The following is a 17,273-nucleotide window of genomic DNA, read 5'->3' on the forward strand; positions in this document are numbered from 1 at the left end:
CCACCCGATCCAGGCCCCCTAGTGCAGGCCACGGCAACCCCGCCCGTTCCATGCGCGAAATCTGGGCAGGCGGGGCGGGATATTCGCCCGCCAAACCCCTCAAATTCCGAAGCTTATTCGCAAAGGACCGCTAAATAGGGACCAGATGCTCCCATCGTGTTGCGAAACACTTGCCTCCGGTGACCGGATCAGGTTCACTCCCTTGGGCCGCGCGATATGCGAGGCGGTTCGCGCAGTTCTTTCAGGTCGCCGATGATTGATCTCTCAACCTCTTGGATGTCTTTACCCCTGATGCAGTTCATTCCCCTTGGCGAAACCGGTGGCGCGGTTCTGACGTTGCTGATCGTGGTGGCCATGTTTGCCGCTTTCCTGCGGGAAACCTTCCCGACCGAGGTGGTGGCGCTGGCCGGTGTCTCGGCGATGCTGGCAACCGGCGTTCTGCCCTATCAGGCGGCATTGCCCGTGCTGTCGAACCCGGCGCCCTGGACCATTGCGGCCATGTTCATCATCATGGGCGCGCTGGTGCGCACCGGCGCGCTTGATGCCTTTACCGCGCAGGCCCGCAAACAGGCCGAGGTCAATCCGAAACTGGCCATTGCGCTCTTGATGGTCTTTGTCGTTGCCGCCTCGGCGGTGGTGTCGAATACGCCGGTAGTGGTGGTGATGATCCCGGTGTTCATCCAGATCGCCCGCACAATGAACGTTTCCGCCTCCAAGATGCTGATCCCGCTCAGCTATGCGGCCATCCTGGGCGGCACGCTGACGCTGATCGGCACCTCTACCAACCTGCTGGTTGACGGTGTTGCGCGGGCGCAGGGGCTGACGCCTTTCACCATCTTCGAAGTGACACCGCTTGGCATCATTCTGGTGATCTGGGGCATGATCTACCTGCGCTTCATCGCGCCGCGCCTGCTGCCGGATCGCAGCAGCATGGCCAGCCTGCTCAGCGACCGGTCCCGCATGAAGTTCTTCACCGAGGCGGTGATCCCCCCGGACAGCAACCTGATCGGCCGCGAAGTCACCGGCGTGCAGCTGTTCAAACGGCCCGGCGTCCGTCTGGTCGATGTCATTCGCGGCGATATCTCGCTGCGCAACGCGCTGAAAGGGGTTGAGCTTCAGGTCGGCGACCGCGTGGTGCTGCGCACCCAGATGACCGAACTCCTCAGCCTGCAACGCAACAAGGAACTGAAGCGCGTCGATCAGGTCTCCACCGTGGAAACCACAACCGTGGAGGTGCTGATCACCCCCGGATGCCGCATGGTGGGACGGTCGCTCGGCGCGATGCGCCTGCGGCGGCGCTATGGCGTTTATGTGCTGGCGGTGCATCGGCGCAATCAGAATATCGGTGTGCAGCTTGAGGATCTGGTGGTGCGCGTAGGCGATACCCTGCTGCTGGAAGGCAATGTCGAGGATATCCAGCGACTGGCCGCCGATATGGATATGGCGGCCGTCTCGCAACCCTCGGTGCGCGCCTATCGCCGGCGCCACGCCCCCATTGCCATTGCCGCGCTGATCGGGATCGTGCTGCTCGCCGCGCTCAATGTGGCGCCAATCCTGCTGCTGTCGGTGCTGGCCGTCTCCACCGTGCTGATCACCCGCTGCATCGACGCGGATGAGGCTTTCTCATTTGTCGATGGGCGCCTGCTGACGCTGATCTTTGCCATGCTCGCGATCGGGGCCGCCCTGGAAAGCTCGGGTGCGGTGCGTCTGATCGTGGATGCCGTGGCCCCCTCGCTGTCGCTGCTGCCGCCGTTCCTGCTGGTCTGGGCGGTCTATCTGTTGACCTCGATCCTGACCGAGCTGGTCTCCAACAATGCCGTGGCGGTGGTGGTCACGCCGATTGCGGTCGGGCTGGCACAGGCCATGGGCATTGATCCGCGCCCGCTGGTGGTTGCGGTCATGGTTGCGGCCTCGGCCTCTTTTGCGACGCCAATCGGCTATCAGACCAATATGCTGGTCTACGGTCCGGGCGGTTACAAATTCACCGACTTCCTGCGCGTTGGCATTCCGCTGAACTTCAGCGTCGGCCTTCTGGCCTCCATCCTCATCCCCTTCTTCTGGCCGCTTTAACAACGGCCGGTAAGGGTTTGTTAACCATGAGTTACCGCAGGTTTTGGCCGCTCATGCGATGGCGCGGGACCGGCCTGCCTGACGACCGGTAAACAGGCAGCCGCCCAGAAAGCTGCCCTCCAGCGCGTTGTAGCCGTGATAGCCGCCACCGCCAAAGCCTGCGACCTCTCCGGCGGCAAACAGTCCCTGCACCGGCGTGCCATCGGCGCCAATCAGCTGCCCGTCAAGATCGGTCTGCAAACCGCCCAGTGACTTGCGGGTCAGGATATTCAGCCGCACCGCGATCAGCGGCCCATTGGCGCGGTCCAAAATCCGATGCGGCTTGACGGTGCGGATCAGCCGGTCGCCCCGGTAGTTGCGCGCGGCATTGATGGCGATGATCTGCGCATCCTTGGCAAAGGGATTGTCGGCCTGGGCATCGCGCGCTTCGATCTGACGCCGCAGGTGGGTTTCCTCCAGTGCGACATCGCCGATCTCGTTCATGCCCGCCACCAGCTCGCTCAGCGTGTCGGCCACCACAAAATCCGCACCATGTTTCTTGAAGGCCTCAACCGGGGCAGGGGCCATGCCCCGCGACAACAGCCGGGCGCGCAGCACCTCGCCCCATTTGCCGGAGGTGAGATCGGGGTTCTGTTCGGACCCCGACAGGGCGAATTCCTTCTGGATGATCTTCTGGCTCAGGATGAACCAGCTGTAATCATGGCCCGTCTTCAGGATCTCGCGCAGCGTCCCCAGCGTGTCGAACCCCGGCAGATAAGGCGCAGGCAGCCGGTCGCCTCTGGCGTCAAACCACATCGACGATGGCCCGGGCAGAATGCGGATGCCGTGGTTGGGCCAGATCGGATCCCAGTTGCGCAGCCCTTCGGTGTAATGCCACATCCGGTCGGCATTGATGACATGGCCGCCCGCCGCCTGCGCAATCGGGATCATCCGCCCATCGACGTGAAAGGGCACGCCTGCCACCATGCGGCGCGGTGCAGGTCCCAGCCGCTCCACCGGCCAGTTCTGGCGCACCGCATCCAGATTGCCGCCAATCCCGCCCGAGGCGACCAGCATCGAGGGAGCATAGACCTCGAATTCGCCGATTTCCTGACGGTTGGTGCGGGCCCCCTGCGGCGCGTCATCTGCCGCCAAGACCTCGCCGGAGACACCTTTGACAGTGCCGCCCTGAGTGATGATATGGCTCACCTGATGGCGAAAGCGCGGCTGGATCAGACCAGCCTCGATATGGGCTTCGACCCGCGCGGCAAAGGGGGCGACCACCCCCGGTCCGGTGCCCCAGGTCAGGTGAAAGCGCGGCACCGAATTGCCATGCCCCTCGGCGTCGCCACCGCCCCGTTCGGCCCAGCCGACCACCGGAAACCAGCGCATTCCCAGACCATGCAGCCAGGCCCGCATCTCGCCGCTGGCAAAGTCCAGATAAGCGCGCGCCCAGCGTTGCGGCCAATGGTCTTCGGGGCGGTCAAACTGGGCGCTGCCGAACCAGTCGCGCCGCGCCAGATCGGGACAGTCGCGAATGCCCATGCGGCGCTGCTCGGGCGTGTCGATCATGAACAGCCCGCCCAGGCTCCAATGCGCCTGACCGCCCAGGAAATGTGCAGGCTCCTGATCCAGCAGGATCACCCGCTTGCCCCGGTCGCCCAGTTCGGCTGCCGCCACCAGTCCGGCCAGCCCGGCCCCGACGATGATCACATCTGCGCTGTTGTCCGTCGGCTGTCCCATGGCGTGCCTCTGCTGTTGGTCCCGGTTGTGGGATCAGCCTAAGCGTGCAGAGGGGCGCGGCGCAAACCCTGCGGTCCCTGCCGTTGGGTCACAGCAGCGCCACAGCGCCGATCACAGCGCCGATCACAGGGGCCAGAACAGCAGGATTGCGGGGATGGAGACCGCGATGATCAGCACCTCCAGCGGCAGGCCAATGCGCCAGTAATCGCCAAAGTGATAGCCGCCCGGACCCAGCACCAGCGTGTTGTTCTTATGCCCGATGGGGGTCAGGAACGCCGCCGAGGCCGCCACCGCCACCGCCATCAGGAACGGATCCGGCGACACGCCCAGACCATTGGCCATCTGGATCCCGACCGGGGCCGCGACAATGGCCGTAGCGGTGTTGTTCAACACATCCGACAGCGTCATGGTGACCACCATCAGCACGGTCAGAATGGCCCAGGCGGGCATGCCTGCGGTCAGCGTCAGCAGGCTCTCGGCGATCAGCGCAGTGCCGCCGGCACTGTCCAGCGCCGCCCCCAAGGGGATCATCGAGCCGAGCAGAACCACCACCGGCCATTCGATATGGTCGTATAATTCCGCCAGCGGCAGGATCTTGGTCAGCACATAGGCCACCACCACCAGCCCCAGCGCAATCGGCAGGTAGATGATACCCAGCGAGGCCGCCAGCACCGCGCCTGCAAACAGCGCGATGGCAAGCCAGGTCTTGTCATTGGCCGTGACCGACAGGCCGCGTTCCGCCAGCGGCAGGCAGCCCAGCCATTCGGTGACATCGGCGCCGCGATCGCGCGGGCAGAGCAGCAGCAGGATATCCCCCGCCTCGATCTGTTCCTGCCGGATATGCCGGGTCAGGCGGCGGCCCTGCCGCGCCAGCCCCATCAGCACGGTGTTCTGCCGCCAGGCCAGACCCAACGCCTGCGCGCTGCGCCCCTTGATACGGGCGGTTTCCGGCACCACCACCTCGACCAGCTCCAGCCCATCACCCGCGGCGCCCAGCTTCTCCTGCCGGGCGGCATCGGCAAAATCGAGCGAGGCGGCGGTGCGGAATTCATCCAGCGCCTCGGGCGTGGCCTCCAGCACCAGCGCATCACCGGCCCGCAGCAGCTGACCCGCCGCGCGCCCATAGAGCCGCTTGCCGTCGCGGATCAACCCGAGGATCGCCACATCGGCCTTGTCGGCTTCCGCGTCCAGCTCGCCCAGACGCTGACCGATCAGGCCCGATCCTTCGGGCACCGTCAGCTCGGCGATATACTGCGACAGCTGTGCCTCCGAGTCGCCGGCCGCATTCTGGCGCAGCGGGATCAGCCGCCAGCCGATCAGCGCCACAAACAGCAGCCCCGCCAGCGCCGCGATGCCGCCCACCGGGGCAAAGTCGAACATTCCGAAGGGTTCGCCCAGAGTTTCGGCCCGGATCGACGCGATAATGATATTGGGGGGCGTCCCGATGAGCGTCACCATACCGCCCAGAATGGTGGCAAAGGACAGCGGCATCAGGCTCAGCCCCGGCGCCCGCCCGGCCTTGCGCGCGGTCTGGATGTCCACCGGCATCAGCAGCGCCAGCGCCGCCACATTGTTCATAAAGGCCGACAGCACCGCGCCAATACCGCCCATCAGCGCGATATGTGCGCCCAGATTGCGGCTGCTGTCGACCAGCGTGCGGGTGATCAGAAACACCGCACCCGAGCGCACCAGCCCGGCCGAAACCACCAGCACCAGTGCCACCACCAATGTTGCCGGATGGCCAAATCCAGCAAAGGCGTCATTGGCAGGCACCACCCCCAGCAGGACCGCCACCATCAATGCGGAAAAAGCCACGATATCATAGCGATACTTGCCCCACAGCAGCAGGCCAAAGACAGCAGCGAAGAGGGCGAACAACACAATCTGGTCAAATGTCATGGCGCCACTCTAGCGGTTGCGCGCTGCGGGACAAGCGCCTCCCTGCACGCCGGATGCAGTGCGGCTCACGGCTGTCACCGCCCGCATGGTGCGCCGGGCCGGATATGGGGCGCTTGAAAGCCCCCCGGTGTCGGGGCTATATGGGCGCCAGATCCGAAATTGAATTAGCAAGGATGCACCATGGCAGGCCATTCCAAATGGGCGAACATCCAGCACCGCAAGGGCCGTCAGGACGCCGCGCGGTCGAAACTGTTCTCGAAACTCTCCAAGGAAATCACCGTCGCCGCAAAGATGGGCGACCCCGACCCGGACAAGAACCCGCGTCTGCGTCTGGCCGTCAAAGAAGCCAAGAGCCAGTCCGTCCCCAAGGATGTGATTGACCGCGCGATCAAGAAAGCCACCGGCGGCGACGCCGAGAACTACGACGAAATCCGCTATGAGGGCTATGGCCCCAACGGTGTCGCCGTGATCGTCGAAACCATGACCGACAACAAGAACCGCACCGCTTCCAACGTGCGCTCCACCTTCTCCAAGAACGGTGGCAACCTCGGCGAAACCGGTTCCGTGGGGTTCATGTTCGAACGCAAGGGCGAGGTGACATATCCCGCCGCTGTCGGCGATGCCGATACCGTCATGATGGCCGCCATCGAAGCCGGTGCCGAGGATGTCGAAAGCGCCGAGGACGGGCATCTGATCTACTGCGCCGACACCGACCTCAACGAGGTCTCCACCGCGCTTGAGGCTGAACTGGGCGAATCTGAATCGACCAAGCTGGTCTGGAAACCCACCACCACAACCGAGCTGGATCTCGAAGGCATGCAGAAGCTGATGAAGCTGGTGGATGCGCTGGAAGATGACGACGACGTGCAGCGGGTCACCACCAATTTTGAAGCCTCCGACGAGGTGATGGCGCAGCTCTGAGCCAGCGTCCGATGCGATTTTCAAGGCCCGCCAGCCCGGCGGGCCTTTTTCTTTGAACCCCTTGGGAATGCTGTAGAAAGGCCGCCCGATGCAGATCAGAGAGTTCCGCGCCGAAGATGCCGCCGCAGTGGCGCAGATCTTTCATGCCGCCGTGCATGGTGTTGCGCGGCAGGACTACACCGCCGCTCAATGCGCCGCATGGAGCCCGGAAGCCGCCCCCGCCACGGTCTGGCAAAGCCGCGCTCTGGACGGGCGGGTCATCTTCGTTGCGGTTGACGGCCGCGATCAGCCGCAGGGCTTTATCGAGCTGGAGCAGGACGGCCATATTGATTGTTTCTACTGCCACCCGGATGTGGCGGGCACAGGCGTCGGCGTGGCGCTCTATCGTCAGCTGGAGATCCGGGCGCGCGATCTGGGGCTGAAGATCCTCTATGTCGAGGCCAGCGAGGCCGCAAAGCGCTTCTTCACCCGGCAGGGCTTCAGCGATGAGGGGCGGCGCGATTTCGAACGGCGCGGCGTGATGCTGCACAACTACCGAATGACCAAATCGCTGCAATAAACCCGCGCCTTAGGGCCGGGTCAGCACACCTGCGCGCCGCAGCTCGTCCGCATCCGGTGTCCAGAGCTGGCGATGGTCGGTGGCAAACAGCCGCTCGGCAAAATCGGCGCTGACCCCCTGTGCAATCAGAAAATCGCGGTCGCGGGCCTGTTCGCGGTTCAGATCGACCTGCGGCAACCCGCCGGGAAAGGCCAGCGCATAAGAATGGAACCCAAGGCTGCCTCCCTTGGCGAGCCTGCGCTGCTCTCCGGCGGCAAAGACCAAGGTGCAGGCCGAGGCGCAGGCACCCTCGGCCACCGTGTCCAATGCGCGCTCCCGGATCAGCCGGGCCACACCTCGCGCCTCATAGATCAGCCCGCCCGGACCGCTCAGCGCCACCTCGCGCAGGGCCGGGGCCTCGGCCATCATCGCCGCCACCCGGCGCGTCAGCCCATGCGGGATTTCCCCGGCAAAGACCAGCCGACGCCCATCCGGGGTGATCGACAGATCATATAGCGCCTCGCGCGCCAGCCGTTCGGTTTCGGCATAATCCGGCTCCTCCGGGGTGGTTGCGATCAGCACTGCGTCCCACCACAGGGTCACCGTGGCAAAACCGGCGAAGAGAATGGCCAGATAGCCGCCCCAGACCGGCGCCAGATGACCGGTGTCGCGAATATGGGCATCGGCGCTGCGCAGGAAACTGCGCGCCTGCCACAGCAGCAACAGCCCATCAATCAGCACCAGCGCATAAAGCAGCCGAAGCGGCAGCACGACAACCGTGTTCAGCAGCGCCCATGTCAGCAGCACCAGCAGCCGTGGCAACACCAGCTGCCACAGGAAACTGCGGCCCAGCGTCAGCATATGCAGCCGCTCCGGCGAGCTGCGGGCGGGATCTGTCTTCAGGCTGGATAACCTGCCGTCCGTTCTGTTGCCTTTGTGGTCCTCTGGCACTGTATTCGTGCCCCCGGTGGTTAGATCGGCGTCAGATGCCGACGGGCTGATTTGAGCACGGCACGGGTCACATCGGCAAGGGCCGGGGCCAGAACCCGGCTCACCTGCCAGGTCAGCGGTACATCCAGCGGGGTGTCTGGGATCAGCGGGCACAGCTGCTCGGCCGTCAGATAGGGCGCAGCCAGCTGCTCGGGGTTCATCCCCCAGCCGACGCCCGCCAGCGCCGCATCGACGAATCCCTGGCTCGACGGCAGGAAATGCGCAGGCGGCGCAATCCCCGGTCCCACATGCGCGCCAAGCCAGCGCGCCTGAAGCTGATCCTTGGCGTTGAAGATCAGACAGGGCGCACGACGCGCCGTCTCCGGGGTCACGCCGCTGGCAAACCAGCGGTCGCGGAACGCAGGCGAGGTGGTCGCGATATAGCGCAGCGCCCCCAGCGGGTGGGCATCGCAGCCGGTCACCGGCTTGGCGCGGGCCGTCACCGCTGCCGAAACCTCGCCCCGGCGCAGCCAGTCGGCGCTGTGGTCCTGATCGTCGATCACCAGATCAAACAGCAGCCCCTCGCAGGCCGCCATCACCGGAACGAACCAGGTCGCCAGACTGTCGGCATTGATCGCCACCCGCAGCCGCGAGGCACCGGGCGCGCGCTCCAGCCGCAGATCGTCGGACACTGCCGCCTCCAGCAGGGCGACATCCTCGGCATGTTTGGCGATCCGCAGACCGGCCTCGGTGCCCAGACAGGGGCTGCCGCGTTGCACCAGGCTGCTGCCAATGCGATCCTCCAGCGCCCGGATCCGCTGCGAGATCGCCGACGGCGTCACCCGCAAGGCCTGCGCGGCCGCCTCAAACGAGCCGAGCCGCAAGACAGCCGATAGCGCGGCGAGCTGATTGGGATCGAATTGCATTAGCAGATCTTAATTTGGGTAAGTCAGATTAATTTGCTTACACCCGCTCAGCGCCTTAGTCAAAGCACAGGCCACGACCACCACCAGGTCACCTGTTGGACCAGGCCGCCTGCACCAAGATAACAAAGGACAGATCCCATGCCTTCCAGCCTGATTGCCGGTTTCTTTCTCGGCCTGAGCCTGATCATGGCCATTGGCGCGCAGAATGCCTTTGTGCTGCGGCAGGGGCTCAGACGCCAGCATGTGTTCTGGATCTGCCTCACCTGCGCCAGCTCCGATGCGCTGCTGATTACCGCAGGTGTGCTGGGCTTCGGCTCGCTGGCGCTGGCACTGCCGTGGTTCGAGCTGGCGATGCGGCTTGGCGGCGCGGCCTTCCTGCTGTGGTATGGCGCGCGCAGCCTCAGGTCGGCATGGCGCGGCGGCGCGCATCTGGACAGCGCAGACGGGCAGGGCGCGCCGGTGACACTCTGGCCGATGCTGGCCACGGTGCTGGCGCTGACCTGGCTCAACCCGCATGTGTATCTCGATACCGTGGTGCTGCTTGGCTCGATCTCGGCGCAATATCCGCAGCCGCTGGTCTTTGGCCTTGGTGCGGCGCTGTCGAGCTTTGCCTTCTTCTTTACGCTTGGCTACGGGGCCAGCCTGCTGGCACCGGTCTTTGCCCGACCCCGAGCCTGGCAGCTGCTGGACGTGCTGGTGGGGCTGACCATGTGGGCCATCGCCATCAAGCTGCTAATGATGTGACAGTGCGGGGTGTCATACAGGTTCTGATGCGCCTCTGTGCGCGTCACGCACAAACCCGGTCTTGCCGCCTGGGACAAGAACATATTTCATATGTGAAGGGTTGTTCTGCGACCGCCCCGGTGCTCTCATGCGCGCCATGACCACTCCATCCGACGACCACCCCACATCCGACCGCGCCGCCGCCGCCGCCGCCGTAAGGCCGCCGGCGCCCGCCGTCGGCAACCCGGTAAAAGGGGTGTTCTGGATGCTGGTGACGGGGCTGTGTTTTGTCGCGGTGACCGCCCTTGTCAAATACCTCGGCAATCGCATCCCGCCTGCGGAATCGGCCTTTCTGCGCTACCTGATGGGGCTGGTGTTTCTGGTGCCGATGGTCGCGACGCTGCGCCGGTCGCGGCTCACCGCCCGGCTCTGGGGGCTGTTTGCCATGCGCGGCTTTGTGCATACGCTGGGGGTGATCCTGTGGTTCTTTGCCATGACGCAGATCCCATTGGCCGAGGTCACGGCGATGAACTACCTGTCGCCGATGTATGTCTCCATCGGTGCCGCCCTCTTTCTGGGCGAACGGATGGCCCTGCGGCGTGTGGGCGCCATTCTTGTGGCGCTGCTGGGCGCGCTGATCATCCTGCGCCCCGGATTTCGCGAGGTAGAGGCAGGCCATCTTGCCATGCTCTTTACCGCGCTGGCCTTTGGCGCGTCCTACCTTCTGGCCAAAACAACGGTTGATGGCACCAACCCGGTGGTTGTCGTGGCGATGCTGTCGATCTGGGTCACGGTGTTTCTGGCTCCCTTTGCCGCCGCGGTCTGGGTGACCCCGAACATCTGGGAGCTGGCTGTCCTCTTTGCGGTCGCCTGTTTTGCGACAGCGGGGCATTTCACCATGACGCTTGCCTTTGCGTCAGCGCCGGTGACGGTGACCCAGCCGGTAACCTTTCTACAATTGCTTTGGGCGACACTTCTCGGCGCCCTCGTCTTCGAAGAGGCGGTGGATATCTGGGTTGTCGCCGGTGGCTGCCTGATCCTGGCGGCTGTCAGCTTCATCACCTGGCGGGAGGCGGTGCTGAAACGCCGGGCGCTGACACCTGCCAGCCTCGCCACAAAGGTCTGATTTCGCAAAACCGTCACAGAGCACTGATAGGGACACCGGAATAATTCGAGAATAGAGGTGAACGACATGCGCGTCCGATGGATCTTGGCTCTTCTGATTGCACCGGCGGCGCTGGTGCAATCGGCTTGGGCCGACACCGGTCATGTCGGGCTGGAGATCTGCAATGACACCGCAGTGCCGCAGTCGCTCAGCCTGGCGTTCCGCGATGACGGGCGCTGGATCTCCCGTGGCTGGTGGCAGTTGCCACCCGCCACCTGCGAGCGGGTGATCGACGCCCCGCTGCGCAACCGCTTCTACTACTTCCGAAGCGAGGCACAGGACTGGCAGTTTCAGGATGAGCGGATTTCCTTCTGCACCGCGCCGGATGAGTTCACCATCTATGGCGACCATGATTGCGCCATACGTGGCTATGACAGCGCATTTTTTGCCAAGATCGACACCCAGGCGCCCGCCACCACCACCGATGCCCCCGGCGCCAAAATCGCCTATGTGGCGCAGCTCAGCGAACATTCCCGCCCGCGTCACGCCCCGCCTGAAAGCGCGGCGTCAGGTGCCACCGCGCCGCCGGGCAGCGGGTTTGATCGGGATGTCACCTTTCAGGGCTGCGAAGTCCGGCAGAGCGACGGGCGGGTGATCTGCAAGCTGGTGATGGAGGAGGGGCAGATCTGCGTCATCAATGACGGCGCGACAGAGCCTGCCATCATCGAGCGTCTGCTGACGCTGGATGCAGGCGCTCCGGTGCGGGTGGCCGGCAATCGTCTGGCGATCGGGGATCGCGTCATCCAGGCCAGCATCAGCGCGCTGACAGAGCGGGACGAGACCCGATATGACACCCTGCTTACTCAGCTGGCGGGCAGGTGGGTCTCACAGTCGGATGCCTACGATCTTTTTGTGGTCGAAGGGGCGGCGCGGCGCAATTTCTACGGCTCGGTCGAAACCATGACCGAACTGCTTTCGGTGCAGACCGCCTGCGCAGATGCTGCGGGTGCGGGCCCGTTCCTCGTCGCCCAGGCCGAGGACGGCGGGCCGACCCATTGTTACCGCATCCTCTCCCTCACGGAGACCGATCTGGTGCTGGGCTACATGCCGCGTGACAGCCGATTGCACTATCGCCGTCAGGACCTGCCGCTGAACTGAACTGCCATCCGGTCGACGGGCCAGATCGTCGGGCAACGGCCCGGCTCAGTGGCTGTCAGCCGATCGCCAGATCCACAACCCGATGTGCCGCCCGGCGCGCCTGTTCGGGATCCAGCGGCGTTTCGGACTGGGCCGCCTGAAGCCAGACACCATCCATATAACATTGCAGCGCCTGACGGGCGGTTTCGACCCGGTCCTGCGGCAACAGGCATTTCAGCTCGGCCCGGAAATGGCTGCGCACGCGGCTGCGGTTGATTCTGTGCAGCCGCGACAGACGACTCGAATAAGGCGCGCTGGCCCAGAACTGCATCCACAGGCTACAGGGCGCGACACGAAACAAATCATCGTCAAAATTGGCGTCCATCACCGCATAAAGCCGCTCTTTTGGCGTCTGCGCCGTGGCATATCCACGAATCATCGCCAGGCGCAGCTTGTTCAGCAGATGGCGCATCGTGGCCTCCATCAGCCCTTCCTTGGAGCCGAAATAATAGTTGATCGAGGCTGCCGAGGCCCCCGCTTCCTTCGCGATTTCCGCCATGGTAACAACACCATAGCCGCGGCGGTGGACCGCAACGATGGTTGCTTCGATCAGCTCTTCGTTCCGGATGTCGCGAATTCTTTTTCTAGCCATATAGAAGTCTTGCGCCAGCTCGGTCTGCGTTTCAACTCCTGTTATGACTATTCCGGATCTTGAATGGTCATTTAAAAACTATTTGGGGACCTCCCGTTTTCTGCTATGTCTGTCGCACACGTCAAAAGGGCGACCAACGCCCATCCAAGGGAGGGACGTATGACAACAATCATCTCAGCCGGGATCTTGCTGGCCTTTGCGCTGGTGATTTTCTGCGTGATCAAATGGTGGAACATGCGCATCGTCGGGGTCACCCCGGTGCCGCTGTTCACCTTCATCGCTATTCTTTTCACCTCGGGTCTGGATGTGGGGCTGATCATGTTCCCACTCGCCTTCGACTTCCCGCTTTACGCGGATACGGCGACAGAGCCCGCCTATGCCTTCACCAATCCGCTGGCGCTCGAATTTGGCTTCTGGGGCTTCCTGATCTGGGCGTTCTACTTCCTGACCGCCTTCTATTTCTGCGCCATCGAGCCGCGGGTGAAGTTCTTTGAAATCGGCATCGTGAAGCTGCTGAACAATCTGGTGATCATCACCACCTGCGCCTTCACCGGCGCGCTGTTCCTGATCTACATGCCATATTACATCGCCGAAGTCGGCGACGGCGAGACGGTCATCCCGGCCTTCTATGTGATCTGCTTCCTGGTGATCCTGGCGGCGGCCTATTCCTCGACCGATATCAAATACGTCCGTATCCTGTCGGTGGCCTCCACCTTCCTGTTCTTCGCGCTGATCCTCGGCATGTGGGCCTATGCAGGTATGGGGCTGGGTGAGTTTGTCACCACGGCCGGCAATATCGGCGGCTACTTCGGCAATATCCACAAATTCATCCTGCCGCTGACCGAATACCATGAATTCTACCTGTTCTGGTGGTTTGCATGGTCGATCATGATCGGCCAGTTCACCTCGCGCTTTGTCGGTGGCCTGACCACATGGCAGCTGCTGGCCTCACTGCTGGTGTTCCCGTCGATCCCGCTCGCGGTCTGGTTCTCGGTGCTGTATTTCTACCACCTCAACACCATTCCCACCGCTGGTCTGATCAACTGGTCCATGACGGTTGTTGGCATCCTCTTCGTGATCAACTCGTTTGACTCGCTGATCCGCCTTTACACCGACAACATGAACCTCAGCGCCGAACGTCTGGGCAAGCTGCCTTACGTGCTTGGCAACGCCGTGGCGCTCTTTGCCCTGACCCTGGCCTTCCAGAGCCAGTGGCTGCAGATCCAGTGGGTCGGCACCGTGGTGATCGGCATCTACATCGCCTGCCTGATCTACATCTTCATGAAGAAGCGCAGCGAAGTTGCGGCCATCACTGCCTCGCCTGAGGAAAACACCCTCGATTTCGATCGTATCAAGACAGCCCACTAAAGACCGGGCGCCCCGGCCCGCCAGATGGCAGGGCCGGGGCCTTTCGCGGCATCGCCGCACCGAGATATCCGACAGGTTTGGTCTTTTGCGCCATGGGCCTCGCGCCTTGGCTCTCTCCAATCTGTCGCCCCAGATCACCCGGCCACAGGCCGCATCGCAGACCATAAGGAGCGCTTCGACATATGACTGCCCCGAACATCCTGATCGTGATGGTTGACCAGTTGAACGGCACGCTGTTCCCCGATGGTCCCGCCGAGTTCCTGCATGCGCCGAACCTGAAAAAACTGGCCGCCCGCTCCACCCGTTTTGCCAATGCCTATACCGCCTCGCCCCTCTGCGCGCCGGGGCGGGCGTCTTTCATGTCCGGCCAGCTGCCCTCGCGCACCGGCGTCTATGACAACGCCGCCGAATTTCGCAGCGACATCCCCACCTACGCCCATCATCTGCGCCGTGCGGGCTATTACACCTGCCTTTCCGGCAAGATGCACTTTGTCGGCCCCGACCAGCTGCACGGGTTTGAGGACCGGCTGACCACCGACATCTATCCGGCCGATTTCGGCTGGACGCCGGATTACCGCAAACCGGGAGAGCGGATCGACTGGTGGTATCACAATATGGGATCGGTCACCGGCGCAGGCATCGCCGAGATTTCCAACCAGATGGAATATGACGATGAGGTCGCCCATCACGCCAAGGCCAAGCTCTACGATCTGGCCCGTGGCAAGGACGATCGCCCCTGGGCGCTGACCGTCAGCTTTACCCATCCTCATGACCCCTATGTGGCGCGCCGCAAGTACTGGGACCTTTACGAGGACTGCGAGCACCTGCTGCCCGAAATCCCGGCAATGGCCTACGCCGACCACGACAACCACGCCAAACGGATTTTCGACGCCAACGACTGGCGCAGCTTTGATATCTCGCAAGAGGACATCAAACGTTCCCGCCGTGCTTATTTCGCCAATATCTCCTATCTTGATGACAAGATCGGCGAGATCCTTGAGGTGCTGGAAACCACACGGCAAGAGGCGATCATCCTCTTTGTCTCTGATCACGGCGACATGCTGGGCGAGCGTGGATTGTGGTTCAAGATGACCTTCTACGAAGGCTCCGCGCGGGTGCCGCTGATGATCTCCGCGCCGGACCTGCCCGCGGGCCGGATCGACACCCCGGTCTCCACCCTCGATGTGACGCCAACGCTGGGCGCGCTGGCCGGTGTGGATATGGCAGAGATCGAACCCTGGACGGATGGGCAGAACCTGCTGCCTTTGGCCCTTGGGGAGGAGCGCAGCGCACCCGTCGCCCTGGAATACGCAGCCGAGGCCTCTTATGCGCCGCTGGTCTGCCTGCGCTATGGCAAATGGAAATACACCCGCTGCGCGCTCGATCCCGACCAGCTGTTTGATCTGGAGGCCGACCCGCACGAGCTGACCAATCTGGCAGCGGACCCGGCCCATGCCGGCACGCTGAACTCCCTGCGCGCCAAATCCGAGGCCCGCTGGAACCTTGAGACTTTCGACGCAGAGGTGCGCGCCAGTCAGGCCCGCCGCTGGGTCGTCTACGAAGCCCTGCGCCAGGGCGGCTATTTCCCCTGGGACTACCAGCCGCTGCAAAAAGCATCCGAACGCTACATGCGCAACCATATGGATCTGAACGACGTTGAGGACGGCAACCGCTTTCCTCGCGGCGAATAGACCACTCACACATACTCGTACGCCAGTTCTTCTGGCCCTAAATATCCCCGCCGGAGGCATAAAATCATGACACACCCCGCACAGCCCAAAGCCAGCCATTTCATCAATGGCGCATATGTCGAAGACACCAGCGGCACCCCGATCCCGGTGATCTATGCCGCCACCGGCGAGCAGATCGCCACGGTCTACGCGGCCACGCCCGCAATCGTCGAACAGGCGCTCTCCACCGCCAAAGCCGCGCAAAAGGCATGGGCCAAGATGACCGGCACCGAGCGCGGCCGCATCCTGCGCCGGGCCGCCGACATCATGCGCGAGCGCAACCATGAACTCAGTGTGCTGGAAACCTACGACACCGGCAAGCCGCTACAGGAGACGCTGGTGGCCGACGCCACCTCCGGCGCCGATGCGCTGGAGTATTTCGGCGGCCTTGCAGGCTCCCTCACCGGCGAGCACATCCCGATGGGCGAAGACTGGGTCTATACCATCCGCGAGGCACTGGGCCTGTGTGTGGGCATCGGCGCGTGGAACTACCCGACCCAGATCGCCTGCTGGAAAGGCGCGCCTGCGCTGGCCTGCGGCAACTCGATGGTATTCAAACCCTCCGAGACCACGCCGCTCTGCGCCCTCAAGGTGGCTGAGATCCTGCATGAGGCGGGCGCTCCGGCCGGTATCTACAATGTCATTCAGGGCATGGGCGAGGTCGGGGCTGCGCTGGTCACCGACCCGCGCGTCGACAAGGTCTCGCTGACCGGCTCGGTGCCGACCGGCAAGAAAGTCTATGCGGCGGCGGCTGAGGGCATGAAGCATGTCACAATGGAGTTGGGCGGCAAGTCGCCGCTGATCATCTTTGACGACGCCGATGTGGAAAACGCCGTCGGCGGCGCCATCAATGGCAACTTCTATTCCTCCGGTCAGGTCTGCTCCAACGGCACCCGCGTGTTTGTGCAGAAGGGCATCAAGGAAAAATTCCTGGCCCGTCTCGCTGAACGCACCGGCAATGCAATCCTCGGCGACCCGATGGATGAGGCCACCAGCTTTGGCCCGATGGTCACCGAAAACCAGATGAACATCGTGCTTGGCTACATCGAGAAGGGCAAAGAAGAGGGCGCCCGCCTGATCTGCGGCGGCAAGCGCGCAGACATGGATGGTTTCTTTGTCGAACCGACCGTCTTTGCCGATGTAACCGACGATATGACCATCGCCCGCGAGGAGATCTTTGGCCCGGTGATGTCGGTCCTCGACTTCGACACCGAGGAAGAGGTGATCGCGCGCGCCAATGACACCGAATTCGGCCTGTCGGCTGGCGTCTTCACCAATGACTTCAGCCGCGCCCACCGGGTGATCGGCCAGCTGGAGGCGGGCAGCTGCTTCATCAACTCCTACAACGACGCGCCGGTCGAGGCGCCGTTTGGCGGGGTGAAAGCCTCCGGCGTGGGGCGAGAGAACTCGAAAGAGGCGATCAAGCACTTCAGCCAGGTGAAATCGGTCTACGTCCGCATGGGCGACGTCGAAGCGGCGTTCTGATTGCCCTTTTGGGCAACGCCCACCCACCCGCCCCGTTGCCCAAAAGGGCAAGAGGGAAGGGGATGCT

14 protein-coding genes are annotated in these 17,273 nt (G+C 63.5%); 9 read left to right on the top strand and 5 right to left on the bottom strand.

Annotated features, from left to right (window positions below):
- Positions 1-291 precede the first annotated feature (291 nt).
- Positions 292-2,070: an SLC13 family permease gene (locus VWY60_RS18300; protein ID WP_340546056.1), complete on the top strand. Its 1,779-nt coding sequence runs from the start codon at positions 292-294 to the stop codon at positions 2,068-2,070.
- A 51-nt stretch (positions 2,071-2,121) separates the two neighbouring features.
- Here the strand turns inward: VWY60_RS18300 and VWY60_RS18305 are convergent, their stop codons facing one another.
- Positions 2,122-3,792, bottom strand: a complete 1,671-nt coding sequence (locus tag VWY60_RS18305; protein WP_416541372.1) for an FAD-binding dehydrogenase — start codon at positions 3,790-3,792, stop codon at positions 2,122-2,124.
- 123 nt (positions 3,793-3,915) lie between these two features.
- On the bottom strand, positions 3,916-5,691 hold the full coding sequence (locus tag VWY60_RS18310; RefSeq protein ID WP_416541373.1) for an SLC13 family permease: 1,776 nt from the start codon (positions 5,689-5,691) through the stop codon (positions 3,916-3,918).
- A gap of 180 nt (positions 5,692-5,871) precedes the next feature.
- Here VWY60_RS18310 and VWY60_RS18315 point away from each other — a divergent pair, with 180 nt between their 5' ends.
- Complete coding sequence (locus tag VWY60_RS18315) at positions 5,872-6,612, top strand: YebC/PmpR family DNA-binding transcriptional regulator (RefSeq protein WP_340546053.1); 741 nt, start codon at positions 5,872-5,874, stop codon at positions 6,610-6,612.
- An 88-nt stretch (positions 6,613-6,700) separates the two neighbouring features.
- Positions 6,701-7,171, top strand: coding sequence for a GNAT family N-acetyltransferase (locus tag VWY60_RS18320; RefSeq protein ID WP_416539047.1), 471 nt, complete (start codon positions 6,701-6,703; stop codon positions 7,169-7,171).
- A gap of 9 nt (positions 7,172-7,180) precedes the next feature.
- Here the strand turns inward: VWY60_RS18320 and VWY60_RS18325 are convergent, their stop codons facing one another.
- Together VWY60_RS18325 and VWY60_RS18330 are read right to left on the bottom strand one after the other, a co-directional pair.
- Positions 7,181-8,011, bottom strand: coding sequence for a hypothetical protein (locus VWY60_RS18325; RefSeq protein ID WP_416541374.1), 831 nt, complete (start codon positions 8,009-8,011; stop codon positions 7,181-7,183).
- A 110-nt stretch (positions 8,012-8,121) separates the two neighbouring features.
- Positions 8,122-9,006 (bottom strand): LysR family transcriptional regulator ArgP, encoded by an 885-nt coding sequence (locus VWY60_RS18330; RefSeq protein WP_416541375.1) that lies wholly within the window; start codon positions 9,004-9,006, stop codon positions 8,122-8,124.
- Positions 9,007-9,144: 138 nt separating this feature from the next.
- On the opposite strand from VWY60_RS18330, the gene VWY60_RS18335 reads away from it, so the two are divergent.
- The 3 genes from VWY60_RS18335 to VWY60_RS18345 all read left to right on the top strand — a co-directional run bounded on the left by VWY60_RS18335 (position 9,145) and on the right by VWY60_RS18345 (position 11,992).
- On the top strand, positions 9,145-9,750 hold the full coding sequence (locus VWY60_RS18335) for a LysE/ArgO family amino acid transporter (protein ID WP_416541376.1): 606 nt from the start codon (positions 9,145-9,147) through the stop codon (positions 9,748-9,750).
- Positions 9,751-9,886: 136 nt separating this feature from the next.
- Complete coding sequence (locus tag VWY60_RS18340) at positions 9,887-10,855, top strand: DMT family transporter (RefSeq protein ID WP_416541377.1); 969 nt, start codon at positions 9,887-9,889, stop codon at positions 10,853-10,855.
- 66 nt (positions 10,856-10,921) lie between these two features.
- Positions 10,922-11,992 carry a DUF1036 domain-containing protein gene (locus tag VWY60_RS18345; protein ID WP_416535109.1) on the top strand — a complete coding sequence of 357 codons (1,071 nt, stop codon included), beginning with the start codon at positions 10,922-10,924 and terminating at the stop codon, positions 11,990-11,992.
- Between the two features lie 55 nt (positions 11,993-12,047).
- Here VWY60_RS18345 and betI read toward each other — a convergent pair whose 3' ends face one another.
- Positions 12,048-12,623: a choline-responsive transcriptional repressor BetI gene (gene betI, locus VWY60_RS18350; protein ID WP_340546046.1), complete on the bottom strand. Its 576-nt coding sequence runs from the start codon at positions 12,621-12,623 to the stop codon at positions 12,048-12,050.
- 159 nt (positions 12,624-12,782) lie between these two features.
- On the opposite strand from betI, the gene VWY60_RS18355 reads away from it, so the two are divergent.
- From VWY60_RS18355 to betB, 3 genes are all read left to right on the top strand, one after another.
- On the top strand, positions 12,783-13,991 hold the full coding sequence (locus tag VWY60_RS18355) for a BCCT family transporter (RefSeq protein ID WP_416541378.1): 1,209 nt from the start codon (positions 12,783-12,785) through the stop codon (positions 13,989-13,991).
- Between the two features lie 182 nt (positions 13,992-14,173).
- A complete protein-coding gene (betC, locus tag VWY60_RS18360; protein ID WP_340546044.1) occupies positions 14,174-15,682 on the top strand; it encodes a choline-sulfatase in 1,509 nt (502 codons plus the stop codon).
- 66 nt (positions 15,683-15,748) lie between these two features.
- Entirely contained in the window at positions 15,749-17,206 is a 1,458-nt protein-coding gene (gene betB, locus VWY60_RS18365; RefSeq protein WP_416541379.1) for a betaine-aldehyde dehydrogenase, read from the top strand.
- Positions 17,207-17,273 lie beyond the last annotated feature (67 nt).

The sequence above is a fragment of the Phaeobacter sp. JH20_26 genome, from assembly GCF_048056275.1.
Taxonomy (GTDB): Bacteria; Pseudomonadota; Alphaproteobacteria; order Rhodobacterales; family Rhodobacteraceae; genus Phaeobacter; species Phaeobacter bryozoorum.

Bases quoted from the DNA above. Each gene is read 5' to 3' on its own strand.
- VWY60_RS18335 (WP_416541376.1), top strand. From the start codon at position 9,145: ATGCCTTCCAGCCTGATTGCCGGTTTCTTTCTCGGCCTGAGCCTGATC.
- VWY60_RS18320 (WP_416539047.1), top strand. From the start codon at position 6,701: ATGCAGATCAGAGAGTTCCGCGCCGAAGATGCCGCCGCAGTGGCGCAG.
- betI (WP_340546046.1), bottom strand. From the start codon at position 12,623: ATGGCTAGAAAAAGAATTCGCGACATCCGGAACGAAGAGCTGATCGAA.
- VWY60_RS18340 (WP_416541377.1), top strand. From the start codon at position 9,887: ATGACCACTCCATCCGACGACCACCCCACATCCGACCGCGCCGCCGCC.
- VWY60_RS18315 (WP_340546053.1), top strand. From the start codon at position 5,872: ATGGCAGGCCATTCCAAATGGGCGAACATCCAGCACCGCAAGGGCCGT.
- VWY60_RS18325 (WP_416541374.1), bottom strand. From the start codon at position 8,011: ATGCTGACGCTGGGCCGCAGTTTCCTGTGGCAGCTGGTGTTGCCACGG.
- VWY60_RS18305 (WP_416541372.1), bottom strand. From the start codon at position 3,792: ATGGGACAGCCGACGGACAACAGCGCAGATGTGATCATCGTCGGGGCC.
- VWY60_RS18345 (WP_416535109.1), top strand. From the start codon at position 10,922: ATGCGCGTCCGATGGATCTTGGCTCTTCTGATTGCACCGGCGGCGCTG.
- VWY60_RS18355 (WP_416541378.1), top strand. From the start codon at position 12,783: ATGACAACAATCATCTCAGCCGGGATCTTGCTGGCCTTTGCGCTGGTG.
- VWY60_RS18300 (WP_340546056.1), top strand. From the start codon at position 292: ATGCAGTTCATTCCCCTTGGCGAAACCGGTGGCGCGGTTCTGACGTTG.
- VWY60_RS18310 (WP_416541373.1), bottom strand. From the start codon at position 5,691: ATGACATTTGACCAGATTGTGTTGTTCGCCCTCTTCGCTGCTGTCTTT.
- betC (WP_340546044.1), top strand. From the start codon at position 14,174: ATGACTGCCCCGAACATCCTGATCGTGATGGTTGACCAGTTGAACGGC.
- VWY60_RS18330 (WP_416541375.1), bottom strand. From the start codon at position 9,006: ATGCAATTCGATCCCAATCAGCTCGCCGCGCTATCGGCTGTCTTGCGG.
- betB (WP_416541379.1), top strand. From the start codon at position 15,749: ATGACACACCCCGCACAGCCCAAAGCCAGCCATTTCATCAATGGCGCA.